Raw genomic sequence first — 15,243 nt, forward strand, 5'->3', positions numbered from 1 at the left:
GTCATATGTTTCCTGACAAATGTCATCTGGGCAAAGTGACATTTGACAATATGAAACCGATTCCAAAACTTGTACAATAAAATCATCAATAAATCCTTACTTGGCTAAGAGCTAGAAGGAAAAAGGAGGCAGGAAAGATGAAATACCTTGTACTGGTCAGTCATGGGGGACTGGCTGCAGGCGTGCAGAGTTCCTTGAAGATGTTTGCCGGAGACAAGACGGATCAGGTCATTGCGGTTGGTCTTCAGGAAGGCAAGTCAGTTGATGATTTTGCAGTTGATTTTACTCAGGCCTTAGATGGCTTAAGCACTGATGACAGTGTCTTAGTTCTGGCTGATATTGTAGGAGGCAGTCCTCTGACGACAGCAGCGAGCGTCTTAGCTGACATAGGTAAGCTCGACTCAGCAGTTATCTTGGGCGGTTTGAACCTGACCATGGGACTGACTGGCTTGGTTATGAAAGACATCTTAGACGGGAAAGATCTGGCTCAGGCTATCCTTTCCGAGGCTACAGCTGCTTTGCAGGAATTTGAAGTCGTAAGTGATGCAGCTGAAGAAGATGAAGACGACATTTAGTACTTCCGTCATACATTCTAAAAGATAAAAGGAGATTTTAAAGATGACAGTATCATTTGTACGGATTGACGACCGCATGATCCACGGTCAAACAGTCACTCGCTGGGCCAAGGAATACCCTTGTGATGGCCTGATTGCAGTAAATAATGCTGCAGCAGGAAACAAGGTTTTGATTCAGGCCTACAAGGGAGCTTCTGACAAGAAGACTTTTGTTTGGACCAAGGAAGCCTTCAAGGAAAAATCAGGCAAGGTCACAGAGTCAGACAGCCGCTATTTCCTCATTACGAAAAATCCTGTGGACATGAAAGAAATCCTAGTGGACCAAGGCTTTGTACCTGGTGATGTTAAGGAAATCATCATTGGCCCTGCTAATGACCGTCCTGGAGCTATTAAGCTGGGGAATAACCAGTCCATTACCCAGGAAGAGGCAGAAGCGATTGAGGCGATAGAAAAAGCAGGCTACAAAGTCAAATTCCAGCTCCTACCAGATGTTTCCATCGGTTATTGGAGCGATTTCAAGTCTAAATTTGGTTTTTAATTATAATAATGAAAAGGAGAGTCTATTATGACAATTTCTTGGCTGCAAGCCGCTTTACTGGGTCTTTTCGCTAGTTTAGCTTCTATGCCTGGTATGGGTGGTACTAGTATTGGTAACTACACTTTGGGACGTCCTCTGGTCGGAGGCTTGATTAGCGGGCTGATTCTCGGAGACTTAACAACAGGGATTATGGTTGGGGTAGCCCTTCAGGTTCTCTACATCGCTCTGGTAACACCAGGTGGTACAGTTTCTGCTGACGTGCGGGCGATTTCTTACATTGGGATTCCTCTCGCAATCTTATTTGTTCATTCTAAAGGAATCACGTCTGAATCTGCTATTGCTGCAGCAGCTGCACCAATCGGAGCAGCAGTTGGTACTATCGGTACAGTTCTCTTCTATGGAACAGCCACTACAAACCTGCTATGGCAGCACATTGGCTGGAAAGCCGTTGAAAAAGGCGAATTTAAAAAGCTTTACGCTGTTGACTGGGTTTATCCTTGGATTTCCCACTTTGTCTTCTCTTTCCTTCCAACAATGCTTATCACTAAGTTTGGCCCCGATATGGTTGAGCTGATGAAGACCCACCTGCCAATGGATGGCTTCATCATGAAATCCCTCTTTACAGTCGGAGCTCTTCTCCCATGTGTAGGTATTGCCATTCTCTTGAAACAAATCGTTACCAAGGCTGCTGACTTTATCCCATTCTTTGTGGGCTTCACCTTGGCTAAGTCACTTGGTCTTAATTTGGTTGCCAGTGCAGTTGTTTCACTGATTTTTGCAGTAATTTACTATGAATTGGAAGTAATCAAATCAGCTCGTGTGACCGCGCCGGCTGGTGGGGCTGACTTTGATGACGATGAGGAGGATATCTAAGATGGCTGAAAGAAAGAAAATAACTAAAAAGACTTTAGCGAAATCATTCCACCATTGGTACTATGGTCATTTGACTTGCTTCTCTCAAGAGCATATGCAGACTTTTGGTTACTTGACCTCTATGCTACCAATCGTGGAAGAACTCTACAAAGACAAAGCAGAGCAGAAAGAAGCTATGCAGACCTATACGGCTTTCTTCAACACAGAACCTCAGCTCGGAGCTTTGGTAGTGGGGATTACAGCTGGTTTGGAAGAAGCGCGTGCCAATGGAGACGCTGTTGACGGCGAAACTATCAATGGTATGCGTGCCGGTCTCATGGGACCTATCGCAGGTATCGGTGATTCATTGGTTGTCGGAACCCTAATCCCAGTTCTGCTGGGGATTGCCCTTGGCCTCTCAAAAGGCGGAAATCCTATCGGGGCTCTCTTCTACATCCTTGTATGGAATGTTCTCATCTATGGCGGTATGCGCTTTGCCTACTTCAAAGGCTATGAATTAGGGGACAAGGCGGTTGAATTCCTTGTAGGACCTAAAGGACAGGCGCTTCGTAAGGCAATCAGTGTCATTGGTGGTATGGTTATCGGGGCAGTTGCTGCAACTTGGGTATCTGTAACGACTTCATTAGAGCTGAAAAATGCTGATGGCGAAGCCTTCTTGAAGCTACAAGAAAAGATTGACGGTGTTTATCCAGGTCTCTTAACAGCTGGCTTTATCACCCTTTGCTGGTGGCTGATGGCCAAGAAAAAAGTATCACCAAACCTTGTTATGCTCCTCTTGGTTGTCATTGCTTTGATTGGTGTAGCACTGGGCATCTTTGATCCTCAACTGAAATACTAATTCCTACTCAAGTTTCAGACTGGCAGTAAGTCCGATATGCTACTAGTCTAGTATCAATTTGTTTGACTTAAATAAAGAATGGAGAAAATCATGACAGAACAAGAATTGATTCAAGGTTATGAAACAGAAATTCACTACCAGAAGCATATGATTGAAAATCTAGGACGCTGGTTTACTCTCTTCTTTGTCATTGCCAGTATCGGTCTTGTTCTGATTTACTTCTTTCATGAGACTAATCTATTAGCACTGATTGCAGGAATTGTCCTAGCCCTTCTGGGTGTCTTAGCCATGCTCTTGTTTGGTTATGGCATCTACAGAGGACGGCTCAATCTGCAAAAGGTGATCAATGATTTTGAAGCAAAACTAAAACTTGCAAGATAGACATTTAACCTAGAAAACATAATCCTAAGTGAGAAAATCACTTGGGATTTTTTTAATTCAAGAAAATAGTTCTTATGGAAACTTTTGTCTTGACATCTCTTTTCAAAGTGGTAAAATAGTTCTCATGAAAACTTATTTAGTTCTCAGGAGAACTAAATGCGATGGTTAGAAAGGAGTTAGTATGGATAAACCGATGTTGGTCTTTAAGCGTTTTGGTCACCAGATTCATTTGATGGTACAAAAGGAAGCCAAACATTGTGGCATTGAATTTATGGGTGGACCGCAAGGTCAGGTGGTGCGTTTTTTGGATAGCCGTGAAGAAAACCAAGACTTGGTCTTGATTAAAGATATCGAGCAGGAACTCAATATTACTAAGTCTGTTGCTAGTAATCTAGTCAAGCGTATGGTGCAAAATGGTTTGGTGGAATTGGAGGCGAGTCCTGTTGATAAGCGGGCTAAATTTGTTCGTCTGACGGACAAATCGCGTTCTCAAATGAAGCAGGTTAAGGCCTTCTTTGAACGCATTGATCAGAGTCTGCTAGATGGTGTTTCAAAGTCAGACTTGGCAATCTTTGAAAAGGTCCTCGGTCAGTTGCAAGAAAATGTTGAGAAGATAGGAGGAGAGAATGAAGAAATTAGCCAAACGAATTAGTAGAAAAGAATGGGGGATGATTTTACTAGCCATTCTCTTTACTTGTTTTTCGGTCTATCTAGAGTTGGAAGTGCCGACCTATATCTCGAAAATTACGGATTTGCTAGGTAGTCAAGGAACTAATTTAGATGAGTTGTGGCAGCCGGCAAGCATGATGGTGGGAATGTCCTTTCTTGCCTTCTTGTCCGTAGTTGCAGTTGGATTTTTTGCATCCCGAGTGGCGGCTTCTTATACTAGTAGGTTGAGAAGTGATATTTTTAACCGAGTTTTGGATTACTCGCAGACAGAGATTAAGAAATTCTCTATTCCCAGTCTCTTGACGCGTACTACCAATGACATTACTCAAGTTCAAATGTTGATTACCATGGGCTTGCAAGTGGTAACGCGTGGTCCGATTATGGCTATCTGGGCTATCGGGAAGATTTTAGGCCATTCAGAATACTGGCTCTGGGCCGTACTTGTGGCAGTGATTGTCAACGTCCTGATGACGACAGTTTTGATGACGCTAGCCTTTCCAAAACAGTCCTTGATTCAGGGGCTGACAGATAAACTGAACAGTATCACTCGTGAGAGTTTAACAGGTATTCGTGTCGTTCGCGCCTACAATGCAGAGGATTACCAAAATGAAAAATTTGCATCAGCAAATGATGAATTGACACGCTTGAATTTGTTTGTCAACCGTCTTATGGCTATTTTGAACCCTATCATGATGGGGATTTCAAGTGGTTTGAGTGTGGCGATTTACTGGATTGGGGCCTATGTGATTAACGACGCTGCTCCGATAGCGCGTCTGCCTCTCTTTAGTGACATGATTGTTTTCATGTCTTATGCTATGCAGGTTGTCATGGGCTTCCTTCTCATGGGAGCACTCTTCATCGTTCTTCCCCGAACTATGGTCTCTGCTAAGCGGATTAATCAAGTTTTAGATTTGCATTCTTCTATTCAAAACCCTGCTCAAGTGCAGCTGGCTGATGAAAACCTCAAAGGTCAGGTCGAATTTAAGGATGTGACCTTCCGCTATGCGGCAAATTCGGAGGCAGTTATCGAGCATGTTAGCTTTAGAGCAGAAGCTGGTCAAACAGTGGCCTTTATTGGGTCAACAGGTTCTGGTAAATCAACTCTAGTTAATCTGATTCCACGTTTCTACGATGTGTCAGCAGGAGAAATTCTAGTGGACGGAGTTAATGTTCAAGATTACGGTTTGGAAGATTTGCGCAATAAGGTCGGTTATATACCACAAAAAGCTGTACTCTTTTCAGGTGATGTCAAGGGCAATCTAGACTTTGGACATAGTCAAGAAACACCGCTTAGTGAACAAGCTATGTGGCAAGCCTTGGAATTGGCCCAGTCTAAGAACTTTATCGAAGACAAGGAAGCTGGCTTGGAGTCAGAAGTAGCTCAAGGAGGAACCAACTTCTCAGGTGGACAAAGACAGCGTCTGGCCATTGCGCGTGCCTTGGCTCGGAAGCCAGAAATTCTCATCTTTGATGACTCCTTCTCAGCCTTGGATTACAAGACAGACCGTGTCCTACGCCAAGAGCTAGCAGAGAAAACAAAATCTATGACCAAGCTCATCGTCGCACAGCGTATTTCAACCATTATGGATGCAGATTTGATTTTGGTCTTGGATCAAGGTAAAGTCGTGGGACAAGGCACCCACAAGGAACTTCTAGCTAATAACGAAGTTTATCAAGAAATTGCCTATTCACAATTATCGAAGGAGGAATTGGAACATGGAAAATAAAAAAATGTCTCTCTGGAAACAGAGTAAACCCTATCTTGCAGGTCTCCAGTTTGCCCTTCTGATAGCCTTTCTAGCAACAATCCTATCTAATATCATTACTGTATATGGGCCAACCCGCATCAAGGAAATGACTAATATTATTGCTAGTGGTTTGGAAACAAGTGTGGATGTAGCGGCAGTTGCAGCTATTGGTAGTTTTTTGGCCGTGATTTATGTGATTGGACTTCTATCAAATTATTTGCAGGCCTTTCTGTTTACAACAGTCATTCAACGTTTTTCAGAGCGTTTGAGAAGAGCCATTGCAGAGAAAATCAATCGCCTACCATTGAGATATTTTGATGGACATTCTCAAGGGGATACCTTGTCTCGTGTAACCAATGACGTTGACACTGCAGCCCAGTCCCTTAATCAAAGTCTGGGAACAGTTCTTTCATCTAGTTTATTGGTCTTGGCAGTTTTGGTAACCATGTTTGGGATGAACTGGATTTTAGCCTTGGTGACGGTTGTTTCAACCCTTATTGGTTTTGCTTTCGTGTCCGTCTTTATGGGCAAATCACAGGGATTTTTTAAGAGTCAGCAACAAGATTTAGCAGCTGTCAATGGCTATGTGGAAGAAATGTACTCTGGCCATAATGTGGTGACCAGTTACAATGCCATCGAAAGTACGAAAGAAGAGTTTGCGAAATTAAACCATCGTCTGTATGACAGTATCTGGAAATCTCAGTTTATTTCAGGGATTATGATGCCGATTATGATGTTCATTGGGAACTTTAGTTATGCCTTAGTGATTATCGTCGGTGCAGCCTTGGCTCTGAATGGGCAGATCAGTATCGGGATTATCGTGGCCTTTATGGCCTACGTTCGTATCTTTTCTCAGCCTCTTTCACAAATCGCCCAAGGGGTTACTAGTCTTCAGCAGGCTAGTGCAGCCATGGGACGTGTCTTCGAATTCCTAGCTGAAGAGGAAATGGAAGACGAATCCTATAAAGAAAGACAATTGAGCGATATGAAAGGTCAAGTAGTCTTTGATCGAGTCTCCTTTGGTTATACACCAGAGCGAACCATTATTCATGACTTTTCTGCGACCGCTCATGCAGGTCAAAAGGTTGCGATTGTCGGACCGACCGGAGCTGGTAAGACAACCATTGTCAATCTTTTGATGAAGTTCTATGAGATTGATAAGGGAAGTATCCGTATCGATGGTGTGGATACCAAGGATATGAAGCGTTCGGAAGTACACGATGCCTTTTCAATGGTCTTACAGGATACTTGGCTCTTTGAAGGAACCATTCGCGACAATCTCATCTATAACCAAACAGGTATTAGTGATGAGCGTGTGATTGAAGCCAGCAAGGCTGTAGGGATTCACCACTTTATCATGACCCTGCCAGATGGTTATGATACTGTCTTGGATGATACAGTGACCTTGTCTGTCGGGCAAAAACAACTCTTAACTATTGCTCGTGCTTTGCTGAAAGATGCGCCACTCCTAATCCTAGATGAGGCGACTTCTTCTGTTGATACCCGTACAGAGGAATTGATTCAGAAAGCTATGGATCGTTTGATGGAGGGCAGAACTTCCTTTGTCATCGCCCACCGCTTGTCAACCATCCGTAATGCGGATCTGATTCTTGTCATGAAAGATGGCAATATCATAGAGCAAGGCAATCATGATGAGCTGATGGCGCAAGCTGGTTTCTACGCTGACCTCTACAACAGTCAATTTACAGAAGACGAAGCAGAAGAATAAACCCAAAGAAGGCTTGACGGCCTTCTTTTTCTGAACTATACTAGAGACAAGTGCTTCCCTATAAGCAAAATTTGAGTAAGTGATGAGAAAATATATGAAAAATTATCAAGAGTGGTATGACCACATTGCTGGTAACATTAAAAATGAGCCCTTTCTTCTGAGCTTGTTAAGAACTTTTAATCGCTTCATGACAGTAGTTATGCCTATAGTTTATCTGACCTTGTTAACCACTATCTATTTCCGAGAAGGATTTGGGAAACAGGTCTTGATCTATGTGTTTATCCCTGCATCAGGTTTTGTGATTTTGTCCCTTCTTCGTAAGAAAATCAATGCCCCTAGGCCTTATGAAGTTTGGGAAATTGTATCGCTACTAGACAGAGACAGTCCTGGTCAGTCTATGCCCAGTCGTCATGTCTTCTCAGCAACCATTATCTCCATGGCTTGCTTACATGCTAGTTTATCTGTAGGGGTTATCTTGTTGGTCTTGTCAGCCCTCCTCGGTCTAGTGAGAGTCTTAGGTGGAGTGCATTTTCCCAAGGATGTAGTGGTTGGCTATATTTGTGCTCTTGTGTGGGGTGTGATTTTCTTTCTATTTTGACCTGTAAGTTAAGGTGGCCATACAACCACTTACGAGTCTAAAGTAGCCACTTGCTTTTTTGCTCTTGTTTTCTTATTTTCCCTTTGATATAGTAGAGTCAGAAAGGAGATGGAATGAAGTTACGAATTGAAATTGACAGCAATTTAGAGGAAACTGAAATTGTCATCAAGGCAGCGGCTTTGACAGATGAGATTGCGTATTTACAGAGCCTCTTGCAAGAGTCCAAGTCTCCTCGGTTGATTTTTTACAAGGGGACGGGCGAATATTATCTGGATTTGTCGGAAATTCTCTTCTTTGAGACGGAAGGTAGCAAGATTTATGCCCATACCCAGAAAGATGCCTACGAGGTTCGGCTTAAACTCTATGAGTTAGAGGCTATCCTTCCTCGCTATTTTAGTCGGGTATCCAAGTCGACTATTGCAAATATCCGTCAGGTTTACTCGGTGGACAAATCCTTTTCAGGAACGGGCACCATTTCCTTTTATCAGACTCACAAGGAGGTTCATGTCTCACGGCATTACCAATCCCTCCTAAAAGAAAATCTAAGAAACATGAGGTAAGAACATGAAAAAGAAAGCATTTGGTATTGTGTTGCTAGTATTGGCAGCTTTAATATTATTACAAGGAAATTTTGGAATCCCTTCATTCGGTGGGCAAATTTGGCCCTTGCTTGGTATTGCATTTTTTGCCTATCAATCAGTTGGAGCTTTGTTGCGTCGTCACTTAACTTCAGCCTCTTTTACAGCTCTAGTAGCCTTAATGATTGCTAACCACTTTTATGGCATTTTACCAATTCCCAATCAGTCATTGTTCTGGGCAAGTATTTTAATCGTAATGGGTGTCAGCGCACTCACTCATTCTAACAGAACTTGGAATGGGAAAAAATGGTGGTATGATGGTAAAAAGACCATTCTTACAGATAAGGAAGTTGCTTTTGGGACTGGGACTTTCTACAAGCAAAATCAAGAATTGGTAGACGACCAAGTAGAAGTTGGTTTTGGAAATGCCAAGATATATTATGACAATGCAGAGATTTTAGGAGATAGCGCAACTCTGAAAGTGGAAGTCGGTTTTGGGAATGCAGTTATCTATGTTCCTAAACATTGGGGAGTTGATTTAAAGGTAGAAACTTTCTGTGGCGTAGCCAAGGCAGATACTTCTCTAGCGCCAACCAGCAAAACCTTGATTATCCGTGGAGATGTGGCTTTTGGGAAATTAGGAGTTGTTTACGTTAAATAAAAAAATCTTTCAATCCCCTTGCCAAAACAGAGAAAGTGTGATAACATAGTACAGTATGTGGTGCTAGCACATCCGCTATATTAGATCTAATAGGAGGAAAACACAAATGGCTAAAGTATGTTACTTTACAGGTCGTAAGACTGTATCAGGAAACAACCGTTCACACGCGATGAACCAAACAAAACGTGCCGTAAAACCAAACCTTCAAAAAGTTACTGTTCTTATCGATGGTAAACCTAAAAAAGTTTGGGCTTCAGCTCGTGCTTTGAAATCAGGTAAAGTTGAACGCGTTTAATAATAAAAGTAAGGAGACCTTAGGGTCTTTTTTCTTTTACTGTAGATATAAAATCATTTGAAAAATAGAGTAAATATCCGCTGATACAGTATTCTGCTTTTACACTTGGGCTGAAATATGATAAAATAGAGTATCAACTAGTTGAGGTAAAAAGGATGACTGTAAAAATTAATACAAAAGATGGTCAAATCGAACTAACAGATGAAGTGATTGCAACCGTCGTAGGTGGAGCAGCAACTGAAATTTTTGGTGTGGTCGGTATGGCTAGTAAAAATGCCCTCAAAGATAATTTCCAAGCCCTTCTAGGTAAGGAAAATTATTCTAAAGGTGTCGTCGTAAAGGCGGCCGAAGATGGCAGTATTGCAGTTGATGTATATACCGTGTTGAGCTACGGAACAAAGATTAGCGAAGTGTCAAAAAACATTCAAGAGCGTGTTCGTTTTAGTTTGGAAAACCAACTTGGAATTACTGCTCAGACTGTAAATGTCTACATTCAAAATATCAAAGTTGTAGGAGAATAACCGTGTCAAAAATTACTACTAGCTTATTTCAAGAAATGGTGCAGGCTGCATCAACTCGCTTGAATAAGCAAGCTGAATATGTCAATTCATTAAACGTCTTTCCAGTTCCAGATGGAGATACTGGAACAAACATGGGAATGACCATTGAAAATGGAGCTAAAGAAGTTGCAGACAAGCCAGCTTCTACAGTTGGCGAGGTAGCGAGCATTCTTGCTAAAGGTCTTTTGATGGGTGCGCGTGGAAACTCAGGCGTTATTACGTCTCAGCTTTTCCGTGGATTTTCACAAGCCATCAAGGATAAAGACGAATTAACAGGTCAAGACTTGGCCCTTGCCTTCCAATCAGGTGTAGAAGTTGCTTATAAGGCAGTGATGAAACCAGTTGAAGGAACGATTTTGACAGTTTCTCGTGGGGCAGCTATTGGTGCGAAGAAAAAAGCTGAGCAAACAGATGACGCTGTTGAAGTCATGCGCGCAGCCTTGGAAGGTGCTAAAACAGCACTAGCTAAAACGCCAGACATGCTTCCAGTATTGAAAGAAGTTGGCGTTGTGGATTCAGGTGGTCAAGGACTGGTCTTCATCTATGAAGGTTTCCTTTCAGCCCTTACTGGCGAATATATTGCATCTGAGGACTTTGTAGCGACTCCTGCCAACATGAGTGAGATGATCAATGCAGAGCATCATAAGTCTGTGGCTGGTCACGTAGCGACTGAGGACATCACGTTTGGTTACTGTACTGAAATTATGGTAGCTCTTAAGCAAGGTCCAACCTATGCCAAAGATTTTGACTACGACGAATTCCGTAACTACTTGAATGAACTCGGGGATTCTCTCCTTGTTGTCAATGATGATGAAATTGTCAAAGTCCATGTCCATACAGAAGATCCAGGACTTGTTATGCAAGAAGGTCTCAAATATGGTAGCTTGGTCAAGGTAAAAGTTGACAATATGCGTAACCAACACGAAGCGCAGGTTGAAAAAGAAGCTGCTCAAGTTAGCAAACCAGCTGAAGAAAAAGAATATGCTTTGATTGCTGTCGTTGCTGGTAAAGGTCTAGCAGATATCTTCCGTTCTCAAGGTGTGGATTATGTTATCGAAGGCGGTCAAACCATGAACCCTTCAACAGAAGACTTTATCAAGGCTGTTGAACAGGTCAACGCTCGTAACATCATCTTCCTGCCAAACAACAAAAACATCTTCATGGCAGCTCAATCTGCAGCAGAAGTTTTGGAGCAACCAGCAGTAGTGGTAGAGACTCGTACTCTTCCTCAAGGTTTGACAAGTCTTCTTGCCTTTGATCCAAGCAAGTCAATTGAAGAAAATCAAGAGCGTATGACTGCAGCCCTTAGAGATGTCGTTAGCGGAAGCGTCACAACAGCCGTTCGTGATACAACCATTGATGGTTTAGAAATCCATGAAAACGATAATCTTGGTATGGTTGATGGGAAAATTCTTGTGTCAAACCCTGACATGCACCAAACCTTGACAGAAACATTGAAACATATGTTGGATGAAGATAGTGAAATTGTAACCTTCTATGTCGGTGAAGATGGAAGCGAAGAACTTGCCAATGAAATTGCTCAAGAAATCGCAGAAGAATTCGAAGACGTTGAAGTCGAGATTCACCAAGGTCAACAACCTGTTTACCCATACCTATTCAGTGTGGAATAAGATTAATGAAGAACTGAGAAATCAGTTCTTTTTTCTTTTTTAGTAAATGAAATCGGTATCTTTTTAATAAAAACAAAAATAACATTCATAAATAAACGTTAAAATAGAAAATTCAGAAAATTTCTTCTTTTCTCTTGAAAAATTTTGAAAAAATGGTATGATAGAAACAAGTTATTTTTAAGAGAAGAGAAAGGGGAACAATGGAGAAAATCAGTTTAGAATCTCCTAAGACGGGGTCGGACCTAGTTTTGGAAACACTTCGTGATTTAGGAATTGATACCATCTTTGGTTATCCTGGTGGTGCGGTCTTGCCTTTTTATGATGCGATATATAATTTTAAAGGCATTCGCCACATTCTAGGACGCCATGAGCAAGGCTGTCTGCATGAAGCTGAAGGTTATGCTAAATCAACTGGAAAGTTGGGTGTTGCCGTCGTCACTAGCGGACCGGGAGCAACAAATGCCATTACAGGAATTGCAGATGCCATGAGCGATAGTGTTCCCCTTTTGGTCTTTACAGGTCAAGTGGCGCGAGCGGGGATTGGGAAGGATGCCTTTCAGGAGGCAGACATCGTGGGAATTACCATGCCAATCACTAAGTACAATTATCAAGTTCGTGAGACAGCTGATATTCCGCGTATCATTACGGAAGCTGTCCATATCGCAACTACAGGTCGACCAGGGCCAGTTGTAATTGACCTACCTAAAGACGTATCTGCTTTAGAAACGGACTTCATCTATTCACCAGAAGTGAACCTACCAAGTTATCAACCGACTCTTGAGCCAAATGATATGCAAATCAAGAAAATCTTGAAGCAATTATCCAAGGCTAAAAAGCCAGTCTTGCTAGCTGGCGGTGGGATTAGTTATGCTGAAGCAGCTGCAGAATTAAATGAATTTGCAGAACGCTATCAAATTCCAGTGGTAACCAGTCTTTTGGGACAAGGAACGATTGCAACGAGTCATCCACTCTTCCTTGGAATGGGAGGCATGCACGGGTCATTCGCAGCTAATATTGCCATGACGGAAGCGGACTTTATGATTAGTATTGGTTGCCGTTTCGATGACCGCTTGACGGGGAATCCTAAGACCTTCGCTAAGAATGCCAAGGTTGCCCACATTGATATTGACCCAGCCGAGATTGGCAAGATTATCAGTGCAGATATTCCTGTAGTTGGAGATGCTAAGAAAGCCTTGCAAATGTTGCTGGCCGAACCAACAGTTCATAACAATACTGAAAAATGGATTGAAAAAGTCACTAAAGACAAGAACCGCGTTCGTTCTTATGATAAGAAAGAGCGTGTAGTTCAACCGCAAGCTGTTATTGAACGAATTGGTGAATTAACTAACGGAGATGCCATTGTGGTAACAGACGTTGGTCAACACCAAATGTGGACAGCTCAGTATTATCCCTACCAAAATGAACGTCAGTTAGTGACTTCAGGTGGTTTGGGAACCATGGGATTTGGAATTCCAGCAGCAATTGGAGCTAAAATTGCTAACCCATATAAGGAAGTAGTCTTGTTTGTTGGGGATGGCGGTTTCCAAATGACTAACCAGGAATTGGCTATTTTGAACATTTACAAGGTGCCAATCAAGGTGGTTATGCTGAACAACCACTCACTTGGAATGGTTCGCCAATGGCAGGAATCCTTCTATGAAGGTAGAACGTCAGAGTCAGTCTTTGATACCCTTCCTGATTTCCAATTGATGGCACAAGCTTATGGCATTAAAAACTATAAGTTTGACAATCCTGAGACCTTGGCTCAAGACCTTGAAGTCATCACTGAGAATGTTCCTATGCTAATCGAGGTAGATATTTCTCGTAAGGAACAGGTGTTACCAATGGTACCAGCTGGTAAGAGTAATCATGAGATGTTGGGGGTGAAGTTCCATGCGTAGAATGTTAACAGCAAAACTACAAAATCGTTCAGGAGTCCTCAATCGCTTTACTGGCGTTCTGTCTCGTCGTCAGGTTAATATCGAAAGTATCTCTGTTGGAGCAACAGAAGATCCGAATGTATCGCGGATCACCATTATTATTGATGTTGCTTCACATGATGAGGTGGAGCAAATTATCAAACAGCTCAATCGTCAGATTGATGTGATTCGCATTCGTGATATTACAGACAAGCCTCATTTGGAGCGCGAGGTGATTTTGGTTAAGATGTCAGCGCCAGCTGAGAAGCGCGCTGAGATTCTAGCGATTATTCAACCTTTCCGTGCAACGGTGGTAGACGTAGCGCCAAGCTCGATTACCATTCAGATGACAGGAAATGCTGAAAAGAGTGAAGCTCTGTTGCGAGTCATTCGACCATACGGTATTCGCAATATTGCTCGAACGGGTGCCACTGGATTTACCCGTGATTAAAAATCCAACTTAAATTTGTTAATCCAGCCTAAAAGGCAATAAATAATAGAAAAGAGAGAAAAAACTATGGCAGTTCAAATGGAATATGAAAAAGATGTTAAAGTAGCAGCACTTGACGGTAAAAAAATCGCCGTTATCGGTTATGGTTCACAAGGACATGCGCATGCTCAAAACTTGCGTGACTCAGGTCGTGATGTCATCATCGGTGTACGTCCAGGTAAATCTTTTGACAAAGCAAAAGAAGATGGATTTGACACTTACACAGTAGCAGAAGCAACTAAATTGGCTGACGTTATCATGATTTTGGCACCAGACGAAATCCAACAAGAATTGTACGAAGCAGAAATCGCTCCAAACTTGGAAGCTGGAAACGCAGTTGGATTTGCTCATGGTTTCAACATTCACTTTGAATTTATCAAAGTTCCTGCAGATGTAGATGTCTTCATGTGTGCTCCTAAAGGACCAGGACACTTGGTACGCCGTACTTACGAAGAAGGATTTGGTGTTCCAGCTCTTTACGCAGTTTACCAAGATGCAACAGGAAATGCTAAAAACATTGCTATGGACTGGTGTAAAGGTGTTGGAGCTGCACGTGTAGGTCTTCTTGAAACAACATACAAAGAAGAAACTGAAGAAGATTTGTTTGGTGAACAAGCTGTACTTTGTGGTGGTTTGACTGCCCTTATCGAAGCAGGTTTTGAAGTCTTGACAGAAGCAGGATACGCTCCAGAATTGGCTTACTTTGAAGTTCTTCACGAAATGAAATTGATCGTTGACTTGATCTACGAAGGTGGATTCAAGAAAATGCGTCAATCTATTTCAAACACTGCTGAATACGGTGACTATGTATCAGGCCCACGTGTGATTACTGAGCAAGTTAAAGAAAACATGAAAGCTGTCTTGGCAGACATCCAAAATGGTAAATTTGCAAATGACTTTGTAAATGACTATAAAGCTGGACGTCCAAAATTGACTGCTTACCGTGAACAAGCAGCTAACCTTGAAATTGAAAAAGTTGGTGCAGAATTGCGTAAAGCAATGCCATTCGTTGGTAAAAACGACGATGATGCATTCAAAATCTATAACTAATTGATAGAAATTAAGGTGAAGGCGAGTTGGGGGACTAACTCGCTTTTATAATCAATTCATCTCTTTTTAAAAGATGGATTACGATAAGTTTGAAATAGTCTAGGAGAAAT

The 15,243-nt window shown here is 42.2% G+C and carries 17 protein-coding genes; all 17 read left to right on the forward strand.

All coding sequences use genetic code 11. From position 1 onward, the window contains the following. Positions 1-137 precede the first annotated feature (137 nt). The 17 genes from QM408_RS01250 to ilvC all read left to right on the forward strand — a co-directional run bounded on the left by QM408_RS01250 (position 138) and on the right by ilvC (position 15,133). Positions 138-575: a PTS sugar transporter subunit IIA gene (locus QM408_RS01250; protein ID WP_004256753.1), complete on the forward strand. Its 438-nt coding sequence runs from the start codon at positions 138-140 to the stop codon at positions 573-575. Positions 576-618: 43 nt separating this feature from the next. After that, positions 619-1,113, forward strand: a complete 495-nt coding sequence (locus tag QM408_RS01255) for a PTS sugar transporter subunit IIB (protein WP_004193690.1) — start codon at positions 619-621, stop codon at positions 1,111-1,113. Between the two features lie 27 nt (positions 1,114-1,140). After that, a complete protein-coding gene (locus QM408_RS01260; RefSeq protein WP_049501833.1) occupies positions 1,141-1,986 on the forward strand; it encodes a PTS mannose/fructose/sorbose/N-acetylgalactosamine transporter subunit IIC in 846 nt (281 codons plus the stop codon). After that, positions 1,970-2,824 carry a PTS system mannose/fructose/sorbose family transporter subunit IID gene (locus tag QM408_RS01265; RefSeq protein WP_002896727.1) on the forward strand — a complete coding sequence of 285 codons (855 nt, stop codon included), beginning with the start codon at positions 1,970-1,972 and terminating at the stop codon, positions 2,822-2,824. The genes QM408_RS01260 and QM408_RS01265 overlap by 17 nt, the downstream gene beginning before the upstream one ends. 90 nt (positions 2,825-2,914) lie before the next feature. Next, complete coding sequence (locus QM408_RS01270; RefSeq protein ID WP_004256757.1) at positions 2,915-3,205, forward strand: hypothetical protein; 291 nt, start codon at positions 2,915-2,917, stop codon at positions 3,203-3,205. Positions 3,206-3,386: 181 nt separating this feature from the next. Beyond that, entirely contained in the window at positions 3,387-3,857 is a 471-nt protein-coding gene (locus QM408_RS01275) for a MarR family winged helix-turn-helix transcriptional regulator (RefSeq protein ID WP_049542573.1), read from the forward strand. Beyond that, positions 3,832-5,601 (forward strand): ABC transporter ATP-binding protein, encoded by a 1,770-nt coding sequence (locus tag QM408_RS01280; protein WP_049501834.1) that lies wholly within the window; start codon positions 3,832-3,834, stop codon positions 5,599-5,601. Before QM408_RS01275 ends, QM408_RS01280 begins: the two co-directional genes overlap by 26 nt. Beyond that, complete coding sequence (locus QM408_RS01285; protein ID WP_414373288.1) at positions 5,591-7,351, forward strand: ABC transporter ATP-binding protein; 1,761 nt, start codon at positions 5,591-5,593, stop codon at positions 7,349-7,351. The genes QM408_RS01280 and QM408_RS01285 overlap by 11 nt, the downstream gene beginning before the upstream one ends. Before the next feature lie 94 nt (positions 7,352-7,445). Then, the gene (locus QM408_RS01290) at positions 7,446-7,949 is read left to right on the forward strand and encodes a phosphatase PAP2 family protein (protein WP_414373290.1); all 504 of its coding nucleotides are present in this window, start codon (positions 7,446-7,448) and stop codon (positions 7,947-7,949) included. A 113-nt stretch (positions 7,950-8,062) separates the two neighbouring features. Further along, positions 8,063-8,509 carry a LytTR family DNA-binding domain-containing protein gene (locus QM408_RS01295; protein ID WP_414373292.1) on the forward strand — a complete coding sequence of 149 codons (447 nt, stop codon included), beginning with the start codon at positions 8,063-8,065 and terminating at the stop codon, positions 8,507-8,509. A 4-nt stretch (positions 8,510-8,513) separates the two neighbouring features. Next, positions 8,514-9,188, forward strand: a complete 675-nt coding sequence (locus QM408_RS01300; protein WP_414373294.1) for a LiaF transmembrane domain-containing protein — start codon at positions 8,514-8,516, stop codon at positions 9,186-9,188. A gap of 106 nt (positions 9,189-9,294) precedes the next feature. Next, a complete protein-coding gene (gene rpmB, locus QM408_RS01305) occupies positions 9,295-9,483 on the forward strand; it encodes a 50S ribosomal protein L28 (RefSeq protein ID WP_001140948.1) in 189 nt (62 codons plus the stop codon). Positions 9,484-9,638: 155 nt separating this feature from the next. Further along, positions 9,639-10,004 (forward strand): Asp23/Gls24 family envelope stress response protein, encoded by a 366-nt coding sequence (locus tag QM408_RS01310; RefSeq protein WP_000216437.1) that lies wholly within the window; start codon positions 9,639-9,641, stop codon positions 10,002-10,004. A gap of 2 nt (positions 10,005-10,006) precedes the next feature. Further along, positions 10,007-11,674, forward strand: a complete 1,668-nt coding sequence (locus tag QM408_RS01315; RefSeq protein ID WP_060627476.1) for a DAK2 domain-containing protein — start codon at positions 10,007-10,009, stop codon at positions 11,672-11,674. Positions 11,675-11,874: 200 nt separating this feature from the next. Continuing rightward, positions 11,875-13,575, forward strand: a complete 1,701-nt coding sequence (locus QM408_RS01320; protein WP_084888210.1) for an acetolactate synthase large subunit — start codon at positions 11,875-11,877, stop codon at positions 13,573-13,575. Beyond that, complete coding sequence (ilvN, locus tag QM408_RS01325; protein WP_001253803.1) at positions 13,568-14,044, forward strand: acetolactate synthase small subunit; 477 nt, start codon at positions 13,568-13,570, stop codon at positions 14,042-14,044. The genes QM408_RS01320 and ilvN overlap by 8 nt, the downstream gene beginning before the upstream one ends. A 66-nt stretch (positions 14,045-14,110) precedes the next feature. Continuing rightward, on the forward strand, positions 14,111-15,133 hold the full coding sequence (ilvC, locus tag QM408_RS01330; protein WP_000290683.1) for a ketol-acid reductoisomerase: 1,023 nt from the start codon (positions 14,111-14,113) through the stop codon (positions 15,131-15,133). The last annotated feature ends 110 nt before the right edge of the window (positions 15,134-15,243 follow it).

It is taken from the genome of Streptococcus mitis, from assembly GCF_047464965.1.
In the GTDB taxonomy this organism is placed as follows: Bacteria; Bacillota; Bacilli; order Lactobacillales; family Streptococcaceae; genus Streptococcus; species Streptococcus mitis_DU.

Excerpts from the sequence above, each read along its gene's own strand:
- QM408_RS01250 (WP_004256753.1), top strand. The coding sequence starts at position 138 with ATGAAATACCTTGTACTGGTCAGTCATGGGGGACTGGCTGCAGGCGTG.
- QM408_RS01255 (WP_004193690.1), top strand. The coding sequence starts at position 619 with ATGACAGTATCATTTGTACGGATTGACGACCGCATGATCCACGGTCAA.
- QM408_RS01260 (WP_049501833.1), top strand. The coding sequence starts at position 1,141 with ATGACAATTTCTTGGCTGCAAGCCGCTTTACTGGGTCTTTTCGCTAGT.
- QM408_RS01265 (WP_002896727.1), top strand. The coding sequence starts at position 1,970 with ATGAGGAGGATATCTAAGATGGCTGAAAGAAAGAAAATAACTAAAAAG.
- QM408_RS01270 (WP_004256757.1), top strand. The coding sequence starts at position 2,915 with ATGACAGAACAAGAATTGATTCAAGGTTATGAAACAGAAATTCACTAC.
- QM408_RS01275 (WP_049542573.1), top strand. The coding sequence starts at position 3,387 with ATGGATAAACCGATGTTGGTCTTTAAGCGTTTTGGTCACCAGATTCAT.
- QM408_RS01280 (WP_049501834.1), top strand. The coding sequence starts at position 3,832 with ATGAAGAAATTAGCCAAACGAATTAGTAGAAAAGAATGGGGGATGATT.
- QM408_RS01285 (WP_414373288.1), top strand. The coding sequence starts at position 5,591 with ATGGAAAATAAAAAAATGTCTCTCTGGAAACAGAGTAAACCCTATCTT.
- QM408_RS01290 (WP_414373290.1), top strand. The coding sequence starts at position 7,446 with ATGAAAAATTATCAAGAGTGGTATGACCACATTGCTGGTAACATTAAA.
- QM408_RS01295 (WP_414373292.1), top strand. The coding sequence starts at position 8,063 with ATGAAGTTACGAATTGAAATTGACAGCAATTTAGAGGAAACTGAAATT.
- QM408_RS01300 (WP_414373294.1), top strand. The coding sequence starts at position 8,514 with ATGAAAAAGAAAGCATTTGGTATTGTGTTGCTAGTATTGGCAGCTTTA.
- rpmB (WP_001140948.1), top strand. The coding sequence starts at position 9,295 with ATGGCTAAAGTATGTTACTTTACAGGTCGTAAGACTGTATCAGGAAAC.
- QM408_RS01310 (WP_000216437.1), top strand. The coding sequence starts at position 9,639 with ATGACTGTAAAAATTAATACAAAAGATGGTCAAATCGAACTAACAGAT.
- QM408_RS01320 (WP_084888210.1), top strand. The coding sequence starts at position 11,875 with ATGGAGAAAATCAGTTTAGAATCTCCTAAGACGGGGTCGGACCTAGTT.
- ilvN (WP_001253803.1), top strand. The coding sequence starts at position 13,568 with ATGCGTAGAATGTTAACAGCAAAACTACAAAATCGTTCAGGAGTCCTC.
- ilvC (WP_000290683.1), top strand. The coding sequence starts at position 14,111 with ATGGCAGTTCAAATGGAATATGAAAAAGATGTTAAAGTAGCAGCACTT.